Raw genomic sequence first — 23,741 nt, forward strand, 5'->3', positions numbered from 1 at the left:
CCCGTCAGTCGTCCTGCATCTCTTCCTGGGTTGGACCGCTGCCATCCGGATGACCCTCACTCGTCTCCTTTGAACCGCCCTCGTGCGCACCGGCAGTCGGCCGGGGAACGGTCAGGAAGCGCAGCCCCCACGGCCGCACTTCACTCGGCTGGTCGCCGGTGCTGGACAGGATGTGACGGATGGGGTTGAGCGGGAAAACATCGCCAACGCGCACGAACAGTCCACGCGACTCGCCGTCGGGCGAGTGCAGCAAGAGATCCAGTTGTTCATTGGTCGGGGTCACGTCGTTCGTCGGTGTCGCCATTACTTCTCGCCTCTTCCTTGTTGAAGGGTTGTGGAAACGATGCGCGTACCGGTGGCGCCCAACAAGAGCGCATGGCTGGTGCGCCAGCTCTGCCGGATCGGCGCCCTCGACAAAGCTGAATTGGTGGCCCGCTCCGGACGGTGGGAATGTGAACGAGCCGTCCGCTGCCGGTGCGGGAGTAACGCCCAGTCGACTGCAGGCGCGCTGCTCGACCGAAAGTTCAGGATTACGGCGAGGTCCCCGCAACCCCGTCTGAGCCACCCCCAGAGCAGGATGGCCGCTCGCTGAGCCGCAGCATCATGTGGGCCATTGAACTCCGGTGTCCCGCTGCGGCGGCCGCCTGACCTTGAGGGAGCCCAGCGACCGGTAAAGTTCCCGCTGCGAGACATAGGGGTCCCACCATTCCTCGACACCCGGGGGAGAGGCCGCTAGCCGTCCGCGCAGGTTCCAGGCTGCTCACCACACCGGCCCCCTGTCATGGTGCCGAGCGAGGCCCGATGCGGTGGGGGTGAGCGGGAGGAAAAGGACGGGCCGTGCCGTCCACTCCAGACCCGCTGGGCCGAGGCATGCGACGAACGTGTACGCCTCGCCCGCTTTGAGCCGCATCGCTGCTTCCCACTGCCCGTGGTCCAGCCACCGGTATGCCCGCTCGTTGTCTTCGGGGTCGAAGCCGGAGACCAGTTCCCGGACGGACATCCGCATCCATACCAGTGCCCGTACAGCGGTGTCGGCTTCGTGAGCCCGGGATCGTATGGTCTCTCCGCCGTCCGCCGTCGGTGTCCGGGCAGTGAATTCGCACCACCACCCGCGCCGCAGCAGCGGGGGCGGCTGGTGCATCAGGATGCGTGACACGGCTCCCCCTCGTCGTCAGATTCTGGGGTCACCGTGAGGACGTAGCAGACCGGGTAATCCGCGATCACAAGCGCGTATGCCTCGCCGTGGTTCAGGCGTGTCAGGGCTCGGGCGTGCTCATGGCCGTCGCCCAGCCAGGTCCGTACCGAGTGGGCCATGACAGGGGTGAGCTGGTCCACGATCTGCTGAGCGCGCCACGCCAGCCATACCAGCGCCATGTACGGCGATGTCGCGGGGTGGGAGCCTAGGAGGGCCATCGGGCACGTGCCACACGTTGAGTACGCGACGCATTCCGCCCGGTACGTCGGCGCGCCCGGAGGGGGCGTGACTGGCTGAAGGGTCAGCATCCTGTCTCCGGATCATTTGCTGGCAGTTTGAGAAGGAACCAGACGGTCTTGCCGACCACTCGCCTCCTGACACCCCAGTCGTCAGCGAGCGCATCGACCAGTTGAAGTCCGTGACCCTGGCCGGGGCCTGATAGCCGCTTGTGGGGAAGCTTGTCGCTGGCGTCGGAGACTTCCACAAGAAAGTGATCGCGGTTAAGGGTGAATGATGCCGCGATCTCTCTGCCAGGCGATGATTTTGCGTGCCGGTATGAGTTGGTCATTAGCTCTGTGATCAAGAGCTCAGCCGTTTCGACCAGTTGGGGGTGCCCCCACTCTTCGAGGCGGCTGCGAACCATCTCGCGAGCGAGGGGGACGCTCCTTCGGTGACGCGTGAACCGCCATTTCGCCTGTCGTAAGGGTGTGTTCACCTGACATCCCTCCTGTTGCGTCCCGTTCCGGCACGCCGAGATCGACTGCGCGTGACGGTGTGAGCACCGACCGTGCACTGTGCGGCCAGCATGCTCCTCCTGGTAGGCAAAGTGCAACCAGGCAACTTGAGTTGATGTATTGATCTTGGACAGCACCCATGCGTCAGTGCAGACTGAGGGCTACGAACCCACCTCTCACACGCGGGATGAGCCATGGCGCCCCTCAATCGCAACCCGACCGTGAGGCATCGCCGCCTCGCCCGGACGCTGCGCCACCTACGTGAAGCGGCCGAAGTGACCGCAGTCGCTGCGGCCGATCACCTCGACTGCTCAGAGTCCAAGATCAGTCGCATTGAGAATGCCCAAATCGGCATCAAGAAGGGTGATCTACTTCTTCTGCTTGATCTATACAAGGTGGACTCGGAGCGTACGCGATCGGAGCTGGTGGCCCTCGCGAAGGAGAGCAGCCGTCGCGGCTGGTGGGACCGCCATAGAGGTTCGCTGTCACCTCTGTACGCCGACTACATCGCACTGGAAGCGGACGCATCAGAGGTCTACAACATCGAAACCACTCTGATTCCAGGGCTATTGCAGACCGAGGACTACGCTCGCGCTGTCGTTCAGGCCCAACAGCCGAACTCTCCAACGAGTGTCGTCGACATGCTGGCGCAAGTCCGCATGCGACGCCAGGAAGTGCTGGACGGCCCGAACGCATTACAGCTGTGGGCCATCGTGACGGAGTCTGTGCTACGGCACAACATTGGCTCACGCAAGGTCATGTGCGGGCAGCTCGAACACCTCCTCGCCATGGCTGAGCGCACGAACCTCAGTATTCAAGTCCTTCCGGATGAGTCCTTCGCGCACGCGGCACTGGCGACATCGTTTGTCATCCTGAGCTTTCCCGGGCAGGTAGAGAGTGATGTCGCATATGCCGACACGCTCCTCAGCACGGTCTACGTTGAAGACCCACCGGAAGTAGCCGAATACTCAAATGTGTTCCGCCATGTCATGTCAGCAGCACTCCCACTGCCTGAATCTGTCGCGCTGATAGAGCACGCATTGAACGAGAAGAGACGGTAGAAATGGACAGCAAGCAAATAAAGACTGCATCTGCAAGCGGCCTTGATTGGCGCAAGTCGTCTTACAGCAACGCTCAGTCGAACTGTGTCGAGATCGCCCCGAACCACAACTCTGCCGCCGTACGGGACTCCAAGTACCTGCATGGTCCTGTCATAGTCTTCCAGGCTGAGACGTGGAGGGGCTTCCTCACAGTCCTAATAGCCGGTGAGTTCCGCCGGTAGAGGTTGCATCGTCATATCGTTACGTAGGGTAGAGGAGAGCGTATGAGAAAGCTCCATGGTTGCACCGAAGGGAACGTGAAGTGGTTCAAGTCGTCCTACTCCAGCGGAGCCCAAAAACTGCCTCGAAACTGCCAAGGCCCCCGGCATGGTCCCGATACGTGACAGCAAGAACCCGCAGGGGCCTGCACTCGCCTTTACCTCCCATGCCTGGTCAGCGTTCATCGACGGCGTTAAGGCTGGTGAGTACGACGGCTGAGTGCAGGAAAAGAGAAGAGCTGTCCTGTCCACGGCTAATGATCGTGGACAGGACAGGATTTCTGTTACACGCCGTCCAGCCTGTGAAGCTGGGTGCGGGTGCGGGTGCGGGTGCGGGTGCGGGTGCGGGTGCGGGTGCGGGCGAGGGGCGAGGGGGAGAGATCGGGGCCTGACGGTGCTCGGATAGGAGCGTGACGCTGGCCCCAGCACTACGCGCTCCGACGCTTGTTTGCGCCGGGATCTTCCGCGGTCAGGGATCGACCTGACCAGGTGGTCAGCTCTCCCGGGGTTTCCGGCTGCGCTCCGTGGCCGTCCACTCGTGATCGAGAATTGAGTGAACCACGGAGTCGCGCCATTTCCCGTCCTTCTTGATGTGCTCGCGGATGTACCCTTCCTCGGTCATCCCTTCAGCTAGCATGGTCTTCTCAGCCGCGACGTTCAGCTCGGATCGCGCCGCCCAGATGCGGTGTAGATCTAGGTCCGCGAAGGCGAGAGCAAGTAGCAGGCGCAGCATCTCCCTCCCGTATCCGGCCCCCCAGGTATCGGGGCGCAGCGCGCCGCCGATGGTAGCTGCCCGTTGCTGGTGCGGGTCGATGGCCAGGCGGACGAGCCCGATCAGCTTGCCGCCGTCACGTTCAGCTACGGCGAGGGCGTACTCCTCGCGTGGCGATGCCGTCGCCGAGACCATGGACCGCGCGACGATGCGGCCGACATCGTCGCGCGAGCGCGGCGTGAAACTCAAGTGCTCAGTGGCCTCCGCGCTGCCGTAGATGGCCAGAACGCCTCCACGTCGTCGATGGTCAGTTCACGCAGTGCCAGGCGAGCGTCGTGACGGGCGACCGGGTACATGTCGGGACTCCATCCCTGCTGCCTAACGCGGCAGCGCGAGCGTCGGGCGGCTGCTGAACGCCGTGATTTCTTCGCGCAGTTCCCGAGCCATGCTGGCATCGCGGACTGGTCCGTGCATGAGTGACGCTCGTATGCGCTGGACAGAGCGGATGATTCCGGCGTTGTGTTGGCTTGCTGGGAGGTCGAGCACGGGGTGAACGGCCTCGGGGTCACCTGTGTAGAGACGAGCGAGAGCCAGGTTCGCGGCTGAACCAGCCTTCGACTAGGGAAGAGTGGCCATGGAGTGGAAGCAGCACGCGGTACGCCTGGCTGAGCGTCACGGACGGCGTATCCCGGTCGTATGCCCCCATCTGCGCGACGCCCGGAGGACCACTTCGTACCCCGCTGGTGGGAACGGGACGATGCGGGGTGGGCCTTGTGTGACGGTGCGTCCGATGAACCGAGGCGGCTGGACACGGCCTACGCGGATACGTCGTTGGTGACTTCGGTTGGTGGGCTGCGCGCCGACCACGCACAGGTTGAAGACCGTCCGGCCGGATAGCCCACGTCGTCCAGCACGCTCCCGAGGCTGGTAGTGCGCATGCTGCGCCACGCTCGGCTCTATGAGGGAGCCCGGGTACTGGATGTGGGTACCGGCTCCGGCTACTCCTCAGCCCTGCTCGCTCGCCGGTTCGGGTCAGCGTCCGTCGCCAGTATCGACGTTGACCCCTACCTGACCGAGGCGGCGAAGAAGCGCCTGGCAGCTATCGGTCTGCGCCCGCCGATCACGACGTGCGATGCGACAGGGCCGTTGCCTGGTGCGTACGACCGCATTGTCTCCATGGTGTCCGTCCGGCCGATCCCCGCGTCCTGGCTCGCTGCTCTCAAGCCTGGCGGGCGACTGGTGACCACCATCGCCAGCACATCGCTGATTGTGACGGCCACCAAAACGGATGACGGCAGCGCGGTCGGGCGGATCGAACGGGACTGGGCTGGATTCATGACAACCCGGTCCGGGAGTGACTACCCACCCAGCCTCCGCGATCAATTCAACGTGGTCCGTAACCGGGAGGGAGAGGACATCTCCCGGGGCCGGTACCCGGTGCTCAACCTCACGGAAGCCTGGGAGCTGCGCTCCATGTTCGAAGTCATGGCTCCGGGTGTGGAAGCGCATTACGAAGAACGGGGAAGGATCCGAACGGCTTGGCTGTTGCACAGCGACGGCTCCTGGGCTCAGGCAAGAGCGCTGTGGATTGACCCTCCGGAAGTCCACCAGGGCGGGCCGCGTCGGCTGTGGGACATCCTCGAACGCATCCGACACCGGCTGAACGCGGAGGGTGGATTGCCGCTCTACGGCAGCCGCGTCACCATCACGCCGGAAGGCGTGTGCCACCTGCAACGCGGGAACTGGACAGCCACCATCGGACAGTAGGCCGACCGCCCCAGTGCATTGGTGATCCTTAGCGCATGGGCGGGGCTCCGTAGCCGTGCCCATGCCCAGGCGATCATTACCGCCTGGGGCAGGGCAATCACCGTATGAGCACCGGCACCGGCCAAGAGGCCGCTGTGCCGCGCGCAAAGTTGGCGCAGAGTTCGCGGACAACGGCGGATCAGCACTCCAGTGCCAGGAGCGCAGCGCAGCAGACCCGGCCTTGAGCCGTGGGGGACCGCTCCTGACCCTCCGGGTAACGGCATGCACATCAGGCAGGCGAGGGCGCATGTCGCTGTGGGGCAATGACTCACCAGGCCCCCTGTACGCCCGTGCGACCTTGGGTACTCTTTGTTGTGATGGACGAAGTGACTGGAACCTGCAGCTGATATACGCGGAAAAACCCGTCAGATGCTCTACCACGTCCTCGAGGAGCACTGTCGTGTCAGCAATTACCGCTTTACTGTGCCTTACGCGTGTAACGCCAAATGGATCAACTTGCTTCACTCGTAACGCGGTCACTCAAGTTTCTTCGAGTGCTAATCAGCTCAGGAATGGCTGTTGCCACCGTCGACCGGCGCCGCGGGACTACTCCGGTTCCGTTCCGTTTGGGCTAGCCGCAGGAGGCTGAGGGGAAGAAGTCTCGGCTGGACTTCACGTCGCCATCTGACTTTCTCTCAGGCTAGCAGAATTCTGTAGGAAGGAGTGTATAGAGCTTCACCTAGGTGCAGGAACGTTCACTTCACGTCGCGAGACACGTACATGTATGAAGGAGGGCGCGATGCCTCAGGACATCGTTCTGGAAATTCCGTTCCCGGCGAGGATTAACCCCCACACGGAGGCCGTCCTAGTACGTCACATGGAGTGGCTGAAGGCTGCAGGGTTCCTCAGTAGTGACGAGAACATCGAGCGTTATCTGACGTGGAGGCTCGTAGAGCTCGCTGGTCGTTTCTACCCCGACGCGCTTGAGGACGACCTCGTGCTCGGGGCGCAGGGTCAGGCGTTCTTCTTCTTTTTCGATGACCTCTTCGACAGTCATCTTGGGGAAAGCCCTGCGGCCGCCTATCGTATCTGCTACGAGATGGCTGCTCTAGCCCGGCAAAGCCCGGACTCGACCTGGATCAAGCCTTCCTTCCCCCTCGCCCGCCTGTGGCTGGACCATTGGTGCCGTGCCCAAGAAGGTATGTCGGCAGCTTGGCGGGAACGCGCTGCCCGTCACTGGGAAGATTTCTTCCTGAGCTATGTCACAGAGGCGGCGAACCGTAAGAGCGGCGCCCTCCTGGGTACCGACCAGTATCTGAAGCTAAGGCGCCTAGCGATTGCTACCGAAGGGGTACTAGACACCGCCGAACGATGCGGGCGCTTCGAAGCGCCACCCGAGATCCACCAGAGCATGAGCATTCTGGAAATCCGGGACATCACCGCAGAGGTTGTTGTCCTCGCCAATGACCTGCACTCACTGGAGAAGGATCAAGTGAACGGGGAACTGAACAATGCCATCCTGTTGTTGCGCAGTGAACGAAGTTACTCACAGGATGAAGCGGTAAGAGAGGTGCGAGATATGGTCCATAAGCGCATCGCCCGGTTCCAGCAGCTAGGGCATGAGATATACAGGCTCTGTGATGACTTCGCTCTGTCAGCTGAGCAACGTGCAGGGACGCGCCGGTTCCTTGAAGTCAACCGTGCATGTATGCGCGGAAACTACGACTGGGGCCGGACCACCGACCGCTACAGCAAGGTGGGAATCCAGCACGTCAAACGTTCCCCCCGCATTGAAGACACTGTGGCTCACACAACGGAACGGAGGCCGGAGAATATCCGACTTCATACCCGACAGGTTGCGCCAGCGGCCGTCGGCTCCAACCCCCGCAGCAGGGGCAGCAGGGTAGGCGGGAATTCCGTAAGTGGGGCCAAGCCGACTGGCTAACGACTGCTGTGGCGGCCGGGGCCGGAGCCTCCGACCGCCGCTAAGGGACATTTGAAGGAATCCTCAACCCTCGAAGGGGGATGGCTACCGCCCGCGCCACCACCGCTTCATGGAATTCCACCAGGACAATCCGGTTTCCCGTTCGGTGATCGCCGGTGTTGACGTTGCAGTCGCCGTTTCCTTGAGGGAGGAATCCTCGGGCACCGAATGTGGCAAGGAGGTTTGTGGGTTCTGCTGGGAGATTCCGCTGGCGGTTTCGGAATCGGGGCGGCGGCGGTCGAACTTCACTGGGAGGGAGACCAAGTGACGGGTCCAAGTTGAGGAACGCCAACGGAGTTCGCTCTCAGGGACGGATAGCTGGAGATCGGGCAACCGCATGAGCAGGGTATCAATAGCAGTGTCGGCGATGGCCCGTGCAATATCCCGGCCTGGACACTCGTGCGGACCACCGCCGAAGGAGAGGTGGGAGCGGTTGCCGTGCATGGGGGTACTGAGGTCGGGGCGGACCTCAGAGTCAACATTGCCAGCAGCCAGGCCAAGCAGAAGCATGTCCCCGGCTTTGATGGACAGGTCGGCGATTTCTGTGTCGCCGGTGGCCCACCGGGCTGGAAGAATGATCGTCGGTGGTTCGTCCCACAGCACTTGTTCCACAGCGTCGGGAAGGGTCATGTGACCGCCGGTCAGGGATGCGCGAAAGCGTTCGTCTGTGAGCACCATGCGCAGCGTGCTTGCCATCAGACTGGTGGTGTTCTCGTTCGCGGCGATGAGGACGAGCCACAAGTGGTTGAGGATCTCGTCATCGCTGAGCTGGGAGGGGTGGCTGATCAGCCAAGAGGCTAGATCGGGGCCGGGCGCAGAATGCTTGCGGGTTACGAGTTTCCCCAACACATCCCTGATGTATTCGTTGCTGGAGACAGCCTTTTCCGAGCCTTTCACGAGCTCGGTGGCGGCCTCTACCATGCGTGGCCCGTACTCCTCGGGCATGCCGAGGAGTTGGGTCAGAACAATCATGGGCAGCTGCTGTGCGAACTGGTCTAGCAGCTCGGCATGCCCGTCAGGGGCGAATTCATCAATCAGTTGGTTGGAGAAGCGGGTGACATGGCGGCGGACCCCGCGCCGGTCGAAGCGCCCCAGGCTCTCGGTGATCGCGTCACGTAGTCGCCGGTGTTCCTCCCCGTCTGCGGACAGGCAGTCGGGTCGCCAGCCGATTACTGGCAGTACCGGAGAGTCGGGTGGGACCCTGCCTTCTTTCAACTGGTTCCAAATGCGAGAGTCATGAGAGAACCGGCTGGGTGTCCGTACGACGTCCAAGATCTCGCGGTAGCCGAGAACCAGCCAGGCTGGGAGATCTCCGGTGACCCGGACGGGCGCCACCGCGCCGTGTTTGGCGCGTAGCTTCTCGAACACGCTCATCGGGTCGGATTCGTACTCGGGCCCGAACAGTCGTACCGCTCCACCGGTGTCCGTGAGGGCGTGGGCCGGGCAGCCCGGAGGCGGGACGGTTGTTGAGTCGGGCTGGGTGGGGTCGGGAGTCGGGGGCGTCACTGGGGCTCCGGGGTTGCTGTGGTGAGGGTGTGCAGGTAGCGCATCAGCGTTAGCAGGGCATCGCGGCTGGAGGCGCGGTCGCGGGCGTCGCAGTCGATCATGGGTACGGAGTCGGGGAGGTCCATGGCCGCCCGGAGTTCGGACATGGGGTAGTGGGGGGCATCCGGGAAGGCGTTGATGGCGACGATGAAGGGCACGCCTTGGTCCTCAAGGCGTCCCATCACATCGAAGCTGACCTCCAGTCGACGGGTGTCGATCAGGACCACCGCGCCCAGGGCGCCTTCGAAGAGGCCGTTCCAGAGGAACCAGAAGCGCTGCTGGCCGGGGGTGCCGAACAGATAGAGCACCAGCTCGTCATTGAGGCTGATCCGGCCGAAGTCCATCGCCACGGTGGTCTCGGTCTTGCGCTCTACTCCGGCGATGTCGTCGACGCCGACACCGGCCTGCGTCATTGTCTCCTCAGTAGTCAGTGGTCGGATCTCACTCACCGAACCGACCAGTGTGGTCTTCCCGACCCCGAAGCCACCAACGATCACTACTTTGACCGCCGCGGTGGCTGAGGTCGGCAGGGTGTCTTCGCTCCGAGGACCTACGACGGCCTCAGAGGTTTTGAAGTCCATGCATCACCGCCTCGAGAAGTTCGACATCGGGCAACGAGGTGGCCGGGATCGGTGCCCGGGCCTCGACGTGGCCGCCGTCCAGTAGATCCGTGAGCAGTACCGTGACCACGCTGACTGGCAGATGGAGATATGCGGAGATCTCGGCGACGGACAGCGGGTAGTCGCATATCCGGAGGATCGCCGCGTGCTCCGGTTGCAGGCTCGTACTGGGCGTGCTCCGGGTCACGATCAGCGTGACCATGTCGAGATGGTCTTTTTCGGTGGGGCGGCTCCGGCCGGAGGTGATGACGTAGAGCCGTTCGGGGCCGCCCTCCTCCCAGTCCCGGGGTTGTTCTTGCTCTGACGTGCTCATGGGACCTGCCCGTCGGCCCGCGGCGGGCTGGTGAGGTGCTGTCCGATCCGGGCCACCAGGTCCCGCATGCGCTGCCCCATGAGCCCGGCGTCCACGCCGCTGTCGGCCAGCACCGCGAGATACGCCCCGGCGCCGGCCGCCATGAGGTAGAAGAAGCCACCGCTGACCTCGATCACGACGAGCTGCATCTGGCCGTCGCCGTGCGGGAATTCCGAGGCGATGGCCGCCGACAGGCTCTGCAGCCCTGCACAGGCTGCCGCGAGGCGATCAGCGGTGTCCTCGTCCGAGCCAAACTGTGACATGCACAAGCCGTCCGAGGACAGCACCACGACGTCACGGGTCTCCGGAACGCTGGACGCCAGGTCCTCAAGCATCCAGTCCATATTGAGCCGCTGCTGTGTCACCACTTGCTTACTCATCCTTACCTAACGACTCATCACTTCTCAGACTCATTACTGCGCAGGCCATCGGGGCCAGCTGGTGGTGGGGACTCGCCGGAGACACCCTCCTGAAAGGCGGCCAGCCATATCCCGGCCTGTGCGGGCGGATCGGCTGACGCCGGGGACTTGGGGCCAGCGGTGGAAGCCGGTTTTGACCTCCTGTGGGGGGATACGGTGCGGGCACGCCGACGGCGCTGTGGCAGTCCATTGGAGTTGCGCTGGGCCGGGAGGCCCACCGGGTCTTCAGTGGCCGTTTCGGGCCGCCTGGCCCCCGGCCTTGTTCTGGGCTTGGGCGGCGGCAGGGTGGCGGCCTTGGCCACCGCTCCACCAGGGGCGGGAGTCGCGGTGAGCAAGTCCGGCGGAACGACCAGGACGACGCGTACGCCGCCGTACGCGGATACGCGCAGGGAAACCTTGAAGTCGTTCGTATGGGAAAGGCGGCCGACTACGGCCAGGCCGAGTCGTGGTGACTCGCCGAGGTCGTTGAGGTCAAGCCCGGAGCTGGAGTTCTGCGCCAGTGCCCGCTCCGCGCGGATGCGGGCTTCATCGGTCAGGCCGACCCCGGCGTCCTCGATCTCGATCGCCACACCGGACTGGATCTCAGTGGCGGTGAGGTGGACGCGGGTCTGTGGTGGTGAATAGCGCGTGGCGTTGTCCAGCAGCTCGGAGAGAGCGTGGATCAGCGGTTCGACGGCGCGTCCGAGAACGCCGACCTCGGCCACCGAGTGCAGATCGACGCGCCGGTAGTCGATGATCCGGGACATGGCGCCGCGCAGCACGTTGAACAGCGGTACGTCCTGCTGCCACTGGCGGCCCGGGCGGGCGCCGCCGAGTACGGCGATGCTGTCCGCCAGCCGGCCGATCAGCGCGGTGCCGTGGTCCAGGTGCAGCAGGTCGCCGAAGACGTCGGGATCCTGACCGTGCTTGTCCTCCATCTCACGGAGGTCCTGGGCCTGTTGGTGAACAATGGCCTGGACTCGTCGGGCGATGTTGACGAAGGCTCGTTGGGCGGAGTCGCGCAGACCTTCCTCGGCCTCCACGGCTTGCAGAACGTAGCGCAGTACTGCCTCGTGCGCGGCTTCGAACTCGGGGCTGACCCGGGACTCATGGACGATGCTGTGCAGCACCTCTTCAGCCGGGGCGCCTTGCTGAAGCTGGCCCATGGCCGCAGGCAGGGTCTCCTTGGCCATCCGTACGGTCTCGGCCTCCTGGTCGGCCAGATGCCGATACAGGGTGGCCTCTCTCTCGGCGTACTGCCTGCGCAGTTCGTCGATCGAACGTCCCCGGCGTGCCACCGCCCCGGCTGCGGCGGCCACTGCCGCCGTTGCGATGATGCCGAGCCAGGCGACCTGGACACGGGCCATTGAGGGCGTGAATGACACCGCCACGGCCGTACACACGGCCACTAGTGCGGGTGGCAGTAGCCACATTGGGGTGGAGGCGGGCCCCCAGCCTCCGGGTGACGAACCGGCACGAACCATCGGCATCCTCAGAGCACTTATGGAAGGGGTAGGGCGAAAGCATGCGTTGTATGGGCACCAGCGGACGGGGTGCGTGAACAGGCTCGACGACTGTCGGATCACGCTCACCAGTGCTTGGCCGCCGTATCTTCACGGCGACGTTCCGCGCGCCTGGGGCCGGGTCCTAGGACGCCCGGGCCTTCGTGCGATCGGCGGCACCACAGCAGCCAGCGGCGACGGGCTGTAGCTGCCGCAACTCGCTGCGCGACAGCGAGCATAGCGGGATCCGGGGTGATTCTGTGGCCCGACTGCATATACCACATGAATGTACTCATGTGCGAAATTCAAATGAGTCGTTTAATAATCGAAATTGCTCGTGTGGCAAGGAAAATGACAACGGCGATAAATTTCTATACCGACACGGTCAGAAGCGAGGGCCCCGGGACGGATGTCCCGGGGCCCTCGCTTCTGTGTATAGCTGTCGAACGTCCTTACCGGCGGCCGCCCTTGGGGTCGACCAGCCCCGCGCGGCGCAGCGCGTCGGCCATCGCGTCGTTCGCCGGGGGAGCCGCGCGGCGCTGGCCACCGTCCCGGCCGCCACCGCGACGGTCGCCCTGCCGTTGACGCGGGGCCCCGCCGCGGGGCTTGCGGTCGCCGGGGGAGCCGGAGTTGGAACCCGGCTTGGCTGTGGTGCCGGGGTCGTCGAGCCGTAGCGTCAAGGAGATCCGCTTACGTGTTACGTCCACATCGAGGACCTTCGCCTTCACGATGTCACCCGGTTTCACGACATCGCGCGGGTCCTTGACGAAGCTCTTCGACATCGCCGACACATGGACCAGACCGTCCTGGTGGACACCGACATCGACGAAGGCGCCGAAGGCGGCCACATTGGTGACCACGCCCTCCAGGATCATCCCGGCCGAGAGGTCGCCGATCTTCTCCACGCCCTCCTTGAAGGTGGCCGTCTTGAAGGCCGGACGCGGGTCGCGCCCCGGCTTCTCCAGCTCCTTGAGGATGTCCGTGACCGTCGGCAGTCCGAAGACGTCGTCCACGAACTCCTCGGGTTTGAGCGAGCGCAGTGCTGAAGTGTTGCCGATGAGCGCCGCCACCTCGCTCCCCGTTGTCTTCACCATGCGGCGCACCACCGGATACGCCTCCGGGTGGACGCTGGAGGCGTCCAGTGGGTCGTCACCGCCACGGATCCGCAGGAAGCCCGCGCACTGCTCATACGCCTTCGGGCCGAGCCTCGGCACCTCCTTGAGCGCCTTACGGCTGCGGAAGGGGCCGTTGGCGTCCCGGTGCGACACGATGTTCTCGGCGAGCGTGGCGCCGATGCCCGACACCCGGGACAGCAGGGGTGTGGAGGCGGTGTTGACGTCCACCCCTACGCCGTTCACACAGTCCTCGACCACCGCGTCCAGCGAGCGGGACAGCTTCACCTCGGACAGATCGTGCTGGTACTGCCCGACACCGATCGACTTCGGGTCGATCTTCACCAGCTCGGCGAGCGGGTCCTGCAGCCGTCGGGCGATGGAGACGGCGCCGCGCAGCGACACATCGAGCTCCGGCAGCTCCTGGGAGGCGAAGGCCGAGGCCGAGTACACCGAGGCGCCCGCCTCGGAGACCATCACCTTGGTCAGCTTCAGCTCCGGCTGCCCCGCGATGAGCTCGGCCGCCAGCTTGTCGGTCTCCCGGGAGGCGGTGCCATTGCCGATGGCGATCAGCTCGACAGCGTGCTCCCGGGCGAGCGTGGCCAGTTTGGCCAGGGCCTCTTTCCACTGCTTCTGCGGGGCGTGCGGATAGATGGTGTCGGTCGCGGCGACCTTTCCGGTGGCGTCGACCACGGCGACCTTGACGCCCGTACGCAGCCCCGGGTCCAGGCCCATCGTGGCGCGGGTGCCCGCCGGGGCGGCCAGCAGCAGGTCGCGCAGGTTTGTGGCGAAGACGCCCACCGCGTCGTCCTCGGCGGCCTGCCGCAGCCGTAGTCGCAGGTCGATGCCGAGGTGGACCAGCACCCGGGTGCGCCACGCCCAGCGCACGGTGTCGGCGAGCCACTTGTCGGCCGGGCGGCCCCGGTCGCTGATGCCGAAGCGGTGGGCGATGGAGCGTTCGTACGAGGTCGGGCCCTCCGGCTGCGCTGGCTCCTCCGGTTCCAGGGTGAGGTCCAGGACCTCCTCCTTCTCGCCGCGCAGCATGGCCAGCACCCGGTGCGAGGGCAGCTTGGTGAACGGCTCGGCGAAGTCGAAGTAGTCGGCGAACTTCGCGCCCTGTTCCTCCTTGCCCTCCCGGACCTTGGCGGTCAGCCGTCCGCGCTGCCACATCCGCTCGCGCAGCTCACCGATGAGGTCGGCGTCCTCGCCGAACCGCTCGGTGAGGATTGCCCGCGCGCCCTCCAGCGCGGCGGCCGCGTCGGCGACACCCTTGTCGGCGTCCACAAAAGCGGCTGCGGCGGCCTGTGGTTCCACGGTCGGATCAAGCAGCAGCCCGTCGGCCAGCGGCTCCAGACCGGCCTCGCGGGCGATCTGCGCCTTGGTGCGCCGCTTGGGCTTGTATGGGAGGTAGATGTCCTCCAGACGGGCCTTGGACTCGGCTGCCCGGATCCGCGCCTCCAGGGCGTCGTCCAGTTTGCCCTGGCTGCGCACCGACTCCAGGATCGCCGCGCGTCGCTCCTCCAGCTCCCGCAGATAGCGCAGCCGCTCCTCCAGCGCGCGCAGCTGCGCGTCGTCGAGCAGCTCCGTGGCTTCCTTGCGGTAGCGGGCGATGAACGGCACGGTCGAGCCGCCGTCGAGCAGCTCGACGGCGGCCTTGACCTGCCGCTCCCGTACGCCGAGCTCATCGGCGATCCTGGCTTCGATGGACACAGTTGTTGCGGTCACGCCTGCATTCTGGCAGGTGGGTCGGACAAGACCGTGGACCCAGTCCGCATCAGGCCTTCCCCAACAGGTCAGCGGGGAAGGCGCCCGCCTCGGCGGCGGCCAGTGTGAAGCTCGTGGCCAGCTCGGTGAGGCGCTCGACGCCCGCCGCGCCCAGGTGCTCGTAGGGGGCGCGGTCGACGCGGTCGGTCTCGGCCTCGATCTCCTCGCGCAGGGCCACGCCGTCCTGGGTCAGCTCTCCGTTGGCGTCCAGCAGTTCCCGCTCGCGCAGCTCCCGCTGGGCGTCCGCCCACTGCTCCTCGGTCCAGCCACGGGTCGCGAAGACCCACCGCGGGCTCATGCCCTTGCCGGTGGCGGTGTGGCTGACCTGCGCCTGGATGCCGGTCAGCCCGGCCCCGAGCAGAACGGTGAGATGTCCGTCGCCGCGGTGCTCACGCAGCAGCGTGGCGGCGTGCCACAGCGCGAGGTGTGGTTCCTCGGGCACCGGGAGATCGGCATGGGCCGCGTAGAGCGGGCGGGCGCCGCGCTCGCAGGCCTCGGTGGCGCGTATCGCCAGCTCGGCCGCTTCGGCCAGTTCCTTGGAGGCGATCACTTCCTTGCCCAGCAGCCGCCGCAGCGTGGCGTCGGCGGCGCGCAGCCGTGCCGCCAGTACGGCCTCGGGGCTCACGGTCTGCCAGATGGCGGGCAGATGCTTGGCGATGAGGTCGTAGCTGAAGCTGTAGAAGGTCGCGGCGACGGTGCCCGGCCCTACCGCGCCCATCGGTGCGGACCGGCCGGCGAAATAGGCCGCGGAGCGGTCGGTCAGGCCCAGCGTGGTGAGCTCTTCGCTGAGCTCGGGGCAGAAGTAGAGGGCCGAGTGCAGCGGGTTGAGGACGTTGTGACAGCGACGTCCGGCGCGCTCGTCGAGAGAGGTCATACGAATACGTTACTGGGCGGTCGCTTAGTGCCATAGAGAGCTGCGCCTGATGGCAGAAAAAGTGGGAGAACCGTCATTGCGGCCATCGCCGCCTGGCACAACCATGGTGACCATGGAACGGCGCAGCGTACTTTTCGTCCTCTTCGAGGGTGTGCAGAGTCTCGATCTGACCGGCCCGCTGGAGGTCTTCACCGCCGCGGCCGAAGTCCTGCGCGACCCCACCGCCTACCAGGTGCGCACCGCCACCCTGGACGGCTCCCCGATCCGTACCTCCAGCGGGCTGACCCTCACACCCGACACCGCCCTGCACGGCTGCCGTGTCCCGCACACCCTGGTCGTCCCCGGTGGCCATGGCACCCGGTCGGCCGGCCCCCGGATCGTCGGCTGGCTGCGTGAGCGGGCACCACGCGCCCAGCGGGTGATGTCGGTGTGCACCGGCACCCTGCTGCTCGCCGAGGCCGGGCTGCTCGATGGCCGCCGGGCGACCACCCACTGGGCGTACTGCGACCTGCTCGCCGAGCGCTACCCCGCCGTGCGAGTTGAGCCGGAGGCTGTCTTCGTCCGTGATGGCAAGGTGGTGACCTCGGCCGGGGTCACCACCGGGATAGACCTTGCGCTCGCTCTGGTCGAGGAGGACCACGGCCGGGATGTGGCGCTCACCGTCGCCCGTCACCTGGTCGTCTTTCTGCGCCGTCCCGGCAATCAGGCTCAGTTCAGCGCCCAGCTGTCCGCCCAGAGCGCCCAGCGCCGTCCGCTCCGTGACGTCCAGCACTGGATCTCCGAGCATCCGGAGGCCGACCTGTCGGTAGAGGCTCTCGCCCGGCGTTCGAACCTCTCGCCCCGGCACTTCGCCCGGGCCTTCCGGGCGGAGGTGGGGATGTCTCCGGGCCGCTATGTCGACCGGGTGCGTCTCGAGGCCGCCCGCCGAAGGCTGGAGGACTCGGCGGAGGGCATCGAGGAGATCTCCCGGGCCTGCGGTTACGGCACCCCTGAAGCCATGCGCCGCGCCTTCATCAAGGCGCTGGGCGCTCCACCCGCCGAATACCGCCGGCGGTTCCAACCCCTATGAGGAGATACGTACCGTATGCAGATCGCCATCGTGCTCTACGACGGTTTCACCGCGCTGGACGCCGTGGGCCCGTACGACACGCTCAGCCGGCTGCCCGGCGCCGAGACGGTCTTCGTCGCCGAGCGCACCGGACCAGTACGCAATGACAGCGGCACCCTGGCGCTGGTCGCCGACAGCACCCTGGAGGAAGTGACGCGCCCGGATATCGTGGTGGTGCCCGGCGGGCCGGAGGAGAACGTACGGCTGGCTCAGGAGCCGCTGGGGGAGTGGCTGCGCACGGTTGACGCGCACACCACGTGGACCACCTCCGTCTGCACCGGCTCGCTGCTGCTCGCCGGAGCCGGACTGCTCAAGGGTCGCCGGGCCACCTCGCACTGGCTCACCCTGGAGCACCTTCCCGGCTACGGGGCCGAACCGACCGGCGAGCGGGTCGTCTTCGACGGCAAGTACGTCACCGCGGCCGGGGTCTCCTCGGGTATCGATATGGGTCTGGCGCTGCTGGGCCGGATCGGCGGCGATGAGGCCGCGCAGACCGTCCAGCTGCTGATCGAGTACGACCCGCAGCCCCCGTATGACGCGGGTTCCCCGCAGAAGGCGCCAGCCGCCATCGTGGCGTGGATGCGGGAGCGGAGCCGTAACATGGCGCCCGGGGAGCGCTCAGCCTGACCAGGCGGAGTATGGCGCACGGCGCTTGAGAAAGGCGGCGAGGCTCTTCGGGGCCTCGCCGCTTTCCCGTGTCTGCTCAGGGGATTTCCGGCTCACGGAATCCACAGCCATTTTCATGGCTTGATTTCATCGTCCGGTCAGGAAAGTGGATTCAGTTCCTCCACTATTGCGGCGACAGCGCGGCGCCTTGGCGCGCTTCGAGCTCTCGCAGAATTCACTGGTCAATGGATCTCTGCCGGCTCCCGAGGGTGGCCGAGATCACAGAACACCGGGCGGAGTTGCCGCCCGGACTCCCGTCGGGCCTGCCGGTGGTGACGTCTTCCCAGGTCCGCTGGGAGCGGTGGGCGGCCTTCCGGTGTGCTCCGCGGGTGTGTCCCGTACCCCGGCTGGAGTGTCAGGAGCAAAAGCTTGTTAAGCCTTGACAGATGTCGGCAAGATTTCCCAGCCTGTTTCCCCGCGGGCCGGTTAGTGTCTGTGGCAGTTGTTCCGCAAGGATTCCTACCCCCACTCATTCTATCCAGAGTTCAACCAAGGCTCCGGGCTGGTCCGCTCGCGTCCGTGTGCCGTGCTGCCCCAGTGGCCCATAGGGCACGAGCTCATGGGAGGAAGCGATGAACGCAAGCGTTATCGGCCCGCTTGGCTCGCTCGCCGCGGAGTTAGACGAGCTGGATCCATGTGAACTCCGTGCCAGTCCCGGCCTGAAGAAGTGGCGGCAGATGACCGCCGGTGTGCTGCCCGCGTGGCTGGCCGAGATGGACTTCCCGGTGGCGGAGCCGGTGCGCGAAGGGCTGCGGCGGTACCTCGCCCATGGGGCCCTGGGCTATCCGTACTGGCCTGACGGCAGTCCCCTTCGGGAGGCGTTCGCCCTGCGGATGGCCACCCGATACGGCTGGCACCCGGAGCCCGGCCACGTCAGGGAGTTCGCCACCGTCACCCAGGGCGTCCACCTCGCCCTGCACCTGGCCACCGAGCCTGGTGACGCGGTGGCGGTGCACACGCCGCTGTACGGCCCCTTCCGCGAGGGCCTCGCCCGGCTGAACCGCCGGCTGGTCCCCATCCCCCTGCTCGACACCCCGGAGGGATGGTCCATCGACCCCGAGCGGCTGGCCCGGGATGTGGCGGCCACCGGGTGCCGGGCGCTGGTGCTGGTCAATCCGCACAATCCCACCGGGCGGGTGTTCACCCGCGCTGAACTCGCCCTGCTCGCCGAATTAGCCGAGCGCCACGATCTGCTGGTCATCGCCGACGAGATCCATGCCGATCTGACCTACGCTCCGCACCGCCACATACCGTTCGCCTCGCTCAGCCCGGAGACCGAGGCACGAACCGTCACCCTTACCTCGGCGACCAAGGCCTTCAACCTCGCCGGTATCCGCTGCGCGGTCGGCCACCTGGGGCCGGACCGGCTGCGCGCAGCGGTGGACGAACAGCCCGTTGAGCTGTACGGCGCCGCAAACGTACTCGGTGTCCAGGCCTCGGTGCTGGCATGGACCCAGGGCGACACCTGGCTCTCAGCCGTACGGGAACACCTGGACGCCAACCGCCGAAGGCTCGCCGAGTTTCTGGGGGACCGGCTGCCGCAGATCGGCCATCACCCGCCCGAAGGCTCCTATCTCGCCTGGCTGGACTGCCGTTCACTGGGCTGGGGCGACGATCCGGCGGCCCGGTTCCGGGAGCGCGGCGGTATCGAGCTCAGCACCGGACCCGGTTTCAATCCAGGCGGAGACGGATTCGCGCGGTTCAACTTCGCCACCTCCAAGCGGCTGCTGGGCCAGCTCCTCGATCGCCTGGTACACAGCACCGCCCTCGATGCCCGGATCGGAGACCCCACATGTTGATCACGGTCGGCCAGTTGCTTCACGGTCCCGTCGGCGAACGCACCACCGACGGCGCGGTGCTGGTCCAGGAGGGGAAGATCGCCGCGGTCGGCGCACGTGCCGCGGTGGCGGCCCAGGCGCCGCCGTCCGTGACCCGGCTTGACTTCCCCGGCGCGACGCTGCTGCCCGGCCTGATCGACGGCCATGTGCATCTGAGCCTGGACGCCGGACCCGAACCGGTCACCACACTGCTGGCCAGCGACGAGACCTCGCTGCTGGAGGCCATGGCCAAGCGGGCGGCACAGTTGCTGGACAGCGGCGTGACCACCGTCCGGGACCTGGGAGACCGGGCTGCCTCGGCCGTACAACTGCGCCGGTCCATCGCTGCGGGGCGGCTGCCGGGGCCGCGGATCCTCGCCGCGGTGGCCCCGCTGACTCCGCCGGGCGGCCACTGCTGGTTCTTCGGCGGCGAGGTCGAAGGCGAGCGTGAGATACGGGACATGGTCCAGCGCAATGCCGCCGCGGGGGCCGATGTGATCAAGGTGATGGCGAGCGGCGGGCACATCACCGAGGGCGGTGCGGCCATGTGGGAGTCCCAGTTCTCCACCGGACTGCTCGCCGCCACCGTGGCGGAGGCCCGCCAGTGCGGTCTGCCGGTCGCGGCCCACGCGCACAGTACGGAGTCCATAGCCGCCGCCACGGCCGCCGGGGTGAACACCATCGAACACTGCCTGTGGCTGGACGGCGCCGACGGCGTGGACCGCCGCCCCGACGTGGCCAGGACCATGGCCGACCAGGGGATCTCGGTCTGCGGAACGCTGTGCGGCCACGACTGGCGTACCAAGCTGGAGAAGGAAGGGGAGGCCGCCACCCGGTCCTTCTACTCCCGGCTCAGCTGGCTCGACGAGCTCGGGGTCTCCCTGATCACCGGTACGGACGCGGGGATTCCGCAGGCGGCTTTCGATGACTACGTCAGCATGCTGGAGCTCTACGCCTGGCTTGGCTTCCCTGCTGAGCGCGTCATCGAACTCGCCACCGTCGGCTCGGCACGCGCGCTGGGCCTCTCCGGCGCTACGGGGCGGCTCCTGCCGGGGCTCGACGCCGACCTGGTGGTGGTCGACGGCGACCCCCGTACCGACCTGGCGGCGCTGCGCACCGTACGGCTCGTCATGACCAGAGGCGAGCCGCGCACCGTACACGGCCCCAGAGAACGGGCCTGAACGGCGGCGGACACCGAGAACCGACAACGGGGGAGCTGTGAAGAACAAGAGAGACCTCGGCCTGCTCACCGCCACTCACGGGGTCAACGACATGTACCAGGGCGCCATCCCCGCGATGCTGCCCTTCCTCCAGTCCGAACGCGGCTACAGCTACGCCCTGATCGCCGGGATCACCCTGGCCGCCACCGGACTCTCCAGCCTGGTTCAGCCGTTGGTGGGGCTGCTGGCCGACCGCCGCCCGATGGGCTGGCTGGTCACCGCGGGCATGGGCGCCGCGGGCCTCGGCGTTGGCCTGTCCGGGCTGGGCGACGCCTATCTGTGGACCTGGTTCGCTGTCGCCGTGTCCGGTCTGGGCCTGGCGGCCTACCATCCCGCGGCGGCCATGGCGGCGCGTGGCATCGGTGGCGGCGATACGCGGACGATGAGCGTGTTCGCCGTCGGCGGGAACATCGGCGTCGCCGTCGCCCCGCTGTATGTGGCCCTCGTCCTGGGCGCCACCGGGGTTTCCGGCACCTGGCTGCTCGCGCTGCCCGCCGTGGTGATGGGCGCGGGCCTGCTGCTGTCCCGGCACTCCTGGCACATCGCCGTCTCGGCGCCGGACCGTTCCCGGCCGGAGGCAGCACCGCGGCCTCCCGAGCACTCGCAGCATCCCAAGCCTCCGCAGCCCCCGAAGCAGGAACGGCCGGATGACTGGCGGGCCTTCGGCACTCTGTCGGTGATCTCGGTGTTCTGGTCGATTCCCTTCGTCATCATGGGGGCGTTCGCGGCGCTGTATGTGATCAGCCGCTTCGAGGTCTCGGCGGCGACCGGGTCGGCAACGCTCACCGCGTTCACCGCGGGCGGCGTCGTCGGCACACTCGCCGGTGGCTGGAGCGCCGAGCGCTGGGGCCGTCTGACGGCCCTGCGGTACGGCTACCTGATCTCCGCGCTGGCGGTCACCGGCGTCGTCCTCATGCCGCATATCGCCGGGGTGCTGGTCTGCGTATTCATATACGGAACGGTGCTGTTCGTACCCTTCGCCGCGCAGGTCACCCTGGCGCAGGACTATCTGCCTCACCGCATCGGCACGGCGAGCGGCCTGACCCTGGGGGTGACCATGTCGGCGGGCGGCCTGCTCTCGCCGCTCTTCGGCCTGCTCGCCGACGGCTGGGGAGTGCGGCCCGTACTGGCCACCCTGATCGGCGTTCTCCTGGTGCCCGCGGCCCTCGCCTGGCGGCTTCCCGAGCCTCGCTCAACCCCCGCGCCCGCGCCGGCGGCACCCGCTGGTGCTGACCGGTAGCACCTCACTACGACCACGCAAGGGAGAGACGATGACGACCACGGTGCACGGTCTGTCCGGGCTGCCGGAGCTCGCGGGCAGCAGCCTGGGCCCGACCGAGTGGGTGCGGGTCGACCGGGACCGCGTGGCATCCTTCGCCCACGCCACCGACGGCCAGGTGAACGCCCACGATGGCGAAGGAGACGGCGAAGAGGGCGGCGGAGGGGCCCCGTTGGGCGGGCCCGTCGCGGATGGATTCCACACGCTGGGGCTCATCGGCACGCTGTTCGACCGGCTGCTGGAGTTCCAGGAGATCCGGATGAACGTGATCTACGGACTGAACCGGGTCCGGCTGCCCAGCCCGCTGCCGGTCGGCGCACGGGTGCGGCTGCACGCCGAGATCGCCGAGGTGACGGAGGCCGGCGGCGGAGCCATGGAGATGGTCGTCAACGGCACCGTGGAGATCGAGGACGAGCCCAAACCGGCGTGTGTCGCGCAGGTGCTGTACCGGATCTACGACTGACCCGCCCCTCCGGCAGGCGGTCCTGCGGCAGGCGGTCCTGCGGCCGGAGGGCCACCACAGACATCGAGTACCGATTCCACGACCGAAGGGAACGCTCAGCCATGCCCGTCTACGCGCTTGGCCACCTGGAACCACAGATCCACCCCGACGCCTATGTGCACCCCGACGCGACGGTGATCGGCGATGTGCGCCTGGGCGCGTACGCGTCGGTCTGGCCGCAGGCAGTGCTGCGCGCTGACGACGGCCGGGTCGAGGTGGGAGCGCGTACGAACATCCAGGACGGCAGCGTCATCCATGCCGCGCCGGAAACACCCGCCGTCATCGGCTCCGGAACGGTCGTGGGGCACTGCGTGCATATCGAGGGCGCGCGGGTCGGCGATGGCTGCCTCATCGCCTCCGGCTCGGTCGTGCTCAACTCCACCGTGGTGGAGGACCGCGCCATGGTCGCAGCGGGCGCGGTCATCACCTTCGACGGGCGGGTGCCCACAGGACATATCGCGATGGGCGTACCGGCGAAGAACCGGGAGAACACGATGTTCCCCATCGAGAGCGTGACGGAAATCGTCGAGGACTACGTCAAAGCCGCGCAACGGTTCCGGACCGGCCTGCGCAGGATGGCGTGACCCATGAATTCCACGGAAGCCTAAACCAGCCGGAAGCTGAGGGGGAGCGATGTCGGACCTGCCAAGTCACCTGCCAAGTCACCATCCTTGCGTGAAAATCATCCGCTGGCCGCTGGAGGAAGGCAAGCGGGAACGATGCCGGAAATCCGGGGAGCTGAGGCTGTTAGTCGTCGAGGGCGGCGTCGACGCACCGATATGCGCGGACATCCGGGAGGACTGGATACGGGCGCCTTCCACGCGCGAGGACGTGCAGGCCCGTATCGCCATGCTGCAGGCCAGAAACCTGGGGTACTGCCTGCCGCAGGTCGACCCTGCCGGCATCGTACGCTGCGGCCCGCGCTCCGTGGCCGTCTCACCGACCGAGGCGGAACTGGTCAGGCTGCTGACCGTTCATTTCGGAGAGATGGTGCCGCGTGAATCCCTGAGAAAGCGACTGTGCGGGGGGAATCGCCGGGTGAGCCGGAACGCACTCGATCTGCACATCATGAGGATCCGTCGCCGAATCGCCCCGCTACGGCTTGAAATCCGGACGGCCTGGGGACGCGGCTACACGCTCACCACCGGCGAAAGCGAGGGCATCGAGCCGGTCCTGCCGGACAGCGGACGCCGGAACAGAGGCGCCCTTCCGGGAATTCCACGGAGCGATGCCCGGGCACCGGGCAGGCCATGCGAGGAATCCAGCCGTTGAGAACGGCCCGTCGCAACGGAG

25 protein-coding genes are annotated in these 23,741 nt (G+C 66.6%); 13 read left to right on the forward strand and 12 right to left on the reverse strand.

The window, feature by feature from the left end; translation table 11 throughout:
- Window positions 1-4: 4 nt before the first annotated feature.
- From test1122_RS23990 to test1122_RS24005, 4 genes are all read right to left on the reverse strand, one after another.
- Entirely contained in the window at window positions 5-304 is a 300-nt protein-coding gene (locus test1122_RS23990; protein ID WP_232271248.1) for a hypothetical protein, read from the reverse strand.
- Window positions 305-760: 456 nt separating this feature from the next.
- Complete coding sequence (locus tag test1122_RS23995) at window positions 761-1,156, reverse strand: hypothetical protein (RefSeq protein ID WP_232271249.1); 396 nt, start codon at window positions 1,154-1,156, stop codon at window positions 761-763.
- Window positions 1,141-1,374: a hypothetical protein gene (locus test1122_RS24000; RefSeq protein ID WP_232271250.1), complete on the reverse strand. Its 234-nt coding sequence runs from the start codon at window positions 1,372-1,374 to the stop codon at window positions 1,141-1,143. Before test1122_RS24000 ends, test1122_RS23995 begins: the two co-directional genes overlap by 16 nt.
- Before the next feature lie 122 nt (window positions 1,375-1,496).
- Window positions 1,497-2,066: an ATP-binding protein gene (locus test1122_RS24005; RefSeq protein ID WP_338423566.1), complete on the reverse strand. Its 570-nt coding sequence runs from the start codon at window positions 2,064-2,066 to the stop codon at window positions 1,497-1,499.
- Window positions 2,067-2,123: 57 nt separating this feature from the next.
- Between test1122_RS24005 and test1122_RS24010 the strand changes: the two genes are divergently transcribed.
- From test1122_RS24010 to test1122_RS26725, 3 genes are all read left to right on the forward strand, one after another.
- The gene (locus tag test1122_RS24010) at window positions 2,124-2,990 is read left to right on the forward strand and encodes a DUF5753 domain-containing protein (RefSeq protein WP_232271252.1); all 867 of its coding nucleotides are present in this window, start codon (window positions 2,124-2,126) and stop codon (window positions 2,988-2,990) included.
- Between the two features lie 2 nt (window positions 2,991-2,992).
- Complete coding sequence (locus tag test1122_RS24015; RefSeq protein WP_232271253.1) at window positions 2,993-3,211, forward strand: DUF397 domain-containing protein; 219 nt, start codon at window positions 2,993-2,995, stop codon at window positions 3,209-3,211.
- A gap of 145 nt (window positions 3,212-3,356) precedes the next feature.
- Window positions 3,357-3,467 carry a DUF397 domain-containing protein gene (locus test1122_RS26725; RefSeq protein WP_338423567.1) on the forward strand — a complete coding sequence of 37 codons (111 nt, stop codon included), beginning with the start codon at window positions 3,357-3,359 and terminating at the stop codon, window positions 3,465-3,467.
- A 273-nt stretch (window positions 3,468-3,740) separates the two neighbouring features.
- Here test1122_RS26725 and test1122_RS24025 read toward each other — a convergent pair whose 3' ends face one another.
- A complete protein-coding gene (locus test1122_RS24025; protein ID WP_338423568.1) occupies window positions 3,741-4,208 on the reverse strand; it encodes a GNAT family N-acetyltransferase in 468 nt (155 codons plus the stop codon).
- A gap of 687 nt (window positions 4,209-4,895) precedes the next feature.
- On the opposite strand from test1122_RS24025, the gene test1122_RS24030 reads away from it, so the two are divergent.
- Window positions 4,896-5,726, forward strand: coding sequence for a methyltransferase domain-containing protein (locus test1122_RS24030; RefSeq protein ID WP_338423569.1), 831 nt, complete (start codon window positions 4,896-4,898; stop codon window positions 5,724-5,726).
- A 778-nt stretch (window positions 5,727-6,504) separates the two neighbouring features.
- On the forward strand, window positions 6,505-7,650 hold the full coding sequence (locus tag test1122_RS24035) for a terpene synthase family protein (RefSeq protein ID WP_232271254.1): 1,146 nt from the start codon (window positions 6,505-6,507) through the stop codon (window positions 7,648-7,650).
- Between the two features lie 84 nt (window positions 7,651-7,734).
- Here test1122_RS24035 and test1122_RS24040 read toward each other — a convergent pair whose 3' ends face one another.
- The 7 genes from test1122_RS24040 to test1122_RS24070 form a co-directional block, all read right to left on the reverse strand.
- Entirely contained in the window at window positions 7,735-9,063 is a 1,329-nt protein-coding gene (locus test1122_RS24040; RefSeq protein ID WP_232271255.1) for a cytochrome P450, read from the reverse strand.
- Window positions 9,064-9,191: 128 nt separating this feature from the next.
- Entirely contained in the window at window positions 9,192-9,815 is a 624-nt protein-coding gene (locus test1122_RS24045) for a GTP-binding protein (protein WP_232271256.1), read from the reverse strand.
- Window positions 9,796-10,167 (reverse strand): DUF742 domain-containing protein, encoded by a 372-nt coding sequence (locus test1122_RS24050; RefSeq protein ID WP_232271257.1) that lies wholly within the window; start codon window positions 10,165-10,167, stop codon window positions 9,796-9,798. Before test1122_RS24050 ends, test1122_RS24045 begins: the two co-directional genes overlap by 20 nt.
- Window positions 10,164-10,550 (reverse strand): roadblock/LC7 domain-containing protein, encoded by a 387-nt coding sequence (locus test1122_RS24055; protein ID WP_232272054.1) that lies wholly within the window; start codon window positions 10,548-10,550, stop codon window positions 10,164-10,166. Before test1122_RS24055 ends, test1122_RS24050 begins: the two co-directional genes overlap by 4 nt.
- 53 nt (window positions 10,551-10,603) lie before the next feature.
- Window positions 10,604-12,088 (reverse strand): sensor histidine kinase, encoded by a 1,485-nt coding sequence (locus tag test1122_RS24060; RefSeq protein WP_232271258.1) that lies wholly within the window; start codon window positions 12,086-12,088, stop codon window positions 10,604-10,606.
- Window positions 12,089-12,558: 470 nt separating this feature from the next.
- The gene (locus test1122_RS24065) at window positions 12,559-14,943 is read right to left on the reverse strand and encodes a Tex family protein (RefSeq protein WP_232271259.1); all 2,385 of its coding nucleotides are present in this window, start codon (window positions 14,941-14,943) and stop codon (window positions 12,559-12,561) included.
- Window positions 14,944-14,992: 49 nt separating this feature from the next.
- Window positions 14,993-15,856: an SCO6745 family protein gene (locus test1122_RS24070; RefSeq protein ID WP_232271260.1), complete on the reverse strand. Its 864-nt coding sequence runs from the start codon at window positions 15,854-15,856 to the stop codon at window positions 14,993-14,995.
- Between the two features lie 112 nt (window positions 15,857-15,968).
- On the opposite strand from test1122_RS24070, the gene test1122_RS24075 reads away from it, so the two are divergent.
- From test1122_RS24075 to test1122_RS24110, 8 genes are all read left to right on the forward strand, one after another.
- Window positions 15,969-16,925 (forward strand): GlxA family transcriptional regulator, encoded by a 957-nt coding sequence (locus tag test1122_RS24075; RefSeq protein WP_232271261.1) that lies wholly within the window; start codon window positions 15,969-15,971, stop codon window positions 16,923-16,925.
- Window positions 16,926-16,940: 15 nt separating this feature from the next.
- Complete coding sequence (locus test1122_RS24080; protein ID WP_232271262.1) at window positions 16,941-17,591, forward strand: DJ-1/PfpI family protein; 651 nt, start codon at window positions 16,941-16,943, stop codon at window positions 17,589-17,591.
- Between the two features lie 611 nt (window positions 17,592-18,202).
- Window positions 18,203-19,429 carry a MalY/PatB family protein gene (locus test1122_RS24085; RefSeq protein ID WP_232271263.1) on the forward strand — a complete coding sequence of 409 codons (1,227 nt, stop codon included), beginning with the start codon at window positions 18,203-18,205 and terminating at the stop codon, window positions 19,427-19,429.
- Window positions 19,423-20,628 (forward strand): metal-dependent hydrolase family protein, encoded by a 1,206-nt coding sequence (locus test1122_RS24090; protein WP_232271264.1) that lies wholly within the window; start codon window positions 19,423-19,425, stop codon window positions 20,626-20,628. The genes test1122_RS24085 and test1122_RS24090 overlap by 7 nt, the downstream gene beginning before the upstream one ends.
- 37 nt (window positions 20,629-20,665) lie before the next feature.
- Entirely contained in the window at window positions 20,666-21,907 is a 1,242-nt protein-coding gene (locus tag test1122_RS24095; protein WP_232271265.1) for an MFS transporter, read from the forward strand.
- Between the two features lie 31 nt (window positions 21,908-21,938).
- A complete protein-coding gene (locus tag test1122_RS24100) occupies window positions 21,939-22,409 on the forward strand; it encodes a hotdog family protein (RefSeq protein WP_232271266.1) in 471 nt (156 codons plus the stop codon).
- 101 nt (window positions 22,410-22,510) lie between these two features.
- Window positions 22,511-23,032 (forward strand): gamma carbonic anhydrase family protein, encoded by a 522-nt coding sequence (locus tag test1122_RS24105; RefSeq protein WP_232271267.1) that lies wholly within the window; start codon window positions 22,511-22,513, stop codon window positions 23,030-23,032.
- 91 nt (window positions 23,033-23,123) lie between these two features.
- Complete coding sequence (locus tag test1122_RS24110) at window positions 23,124-23,720, forward strand: helix-turn-helix domain-containing protein (RefSeq protein ID WP_232271268.1); 597 nt, start codon at window positions 23,124-23,126, stop codon at window positions 23,718-23,720.
- Window positions 23,721-23,741: the final 21 nt, after the last annotated feature.

Origin of the sequence: Streptomyces gobiensis, assembly GCF_021216675.1 — a bacterium.
Lineage (GTDB): Bacteria > Actinomycetota > Actinomycetes > Streptomycetales > Streptomycetaceae > Streptomyces > Streptomyces gobiensis.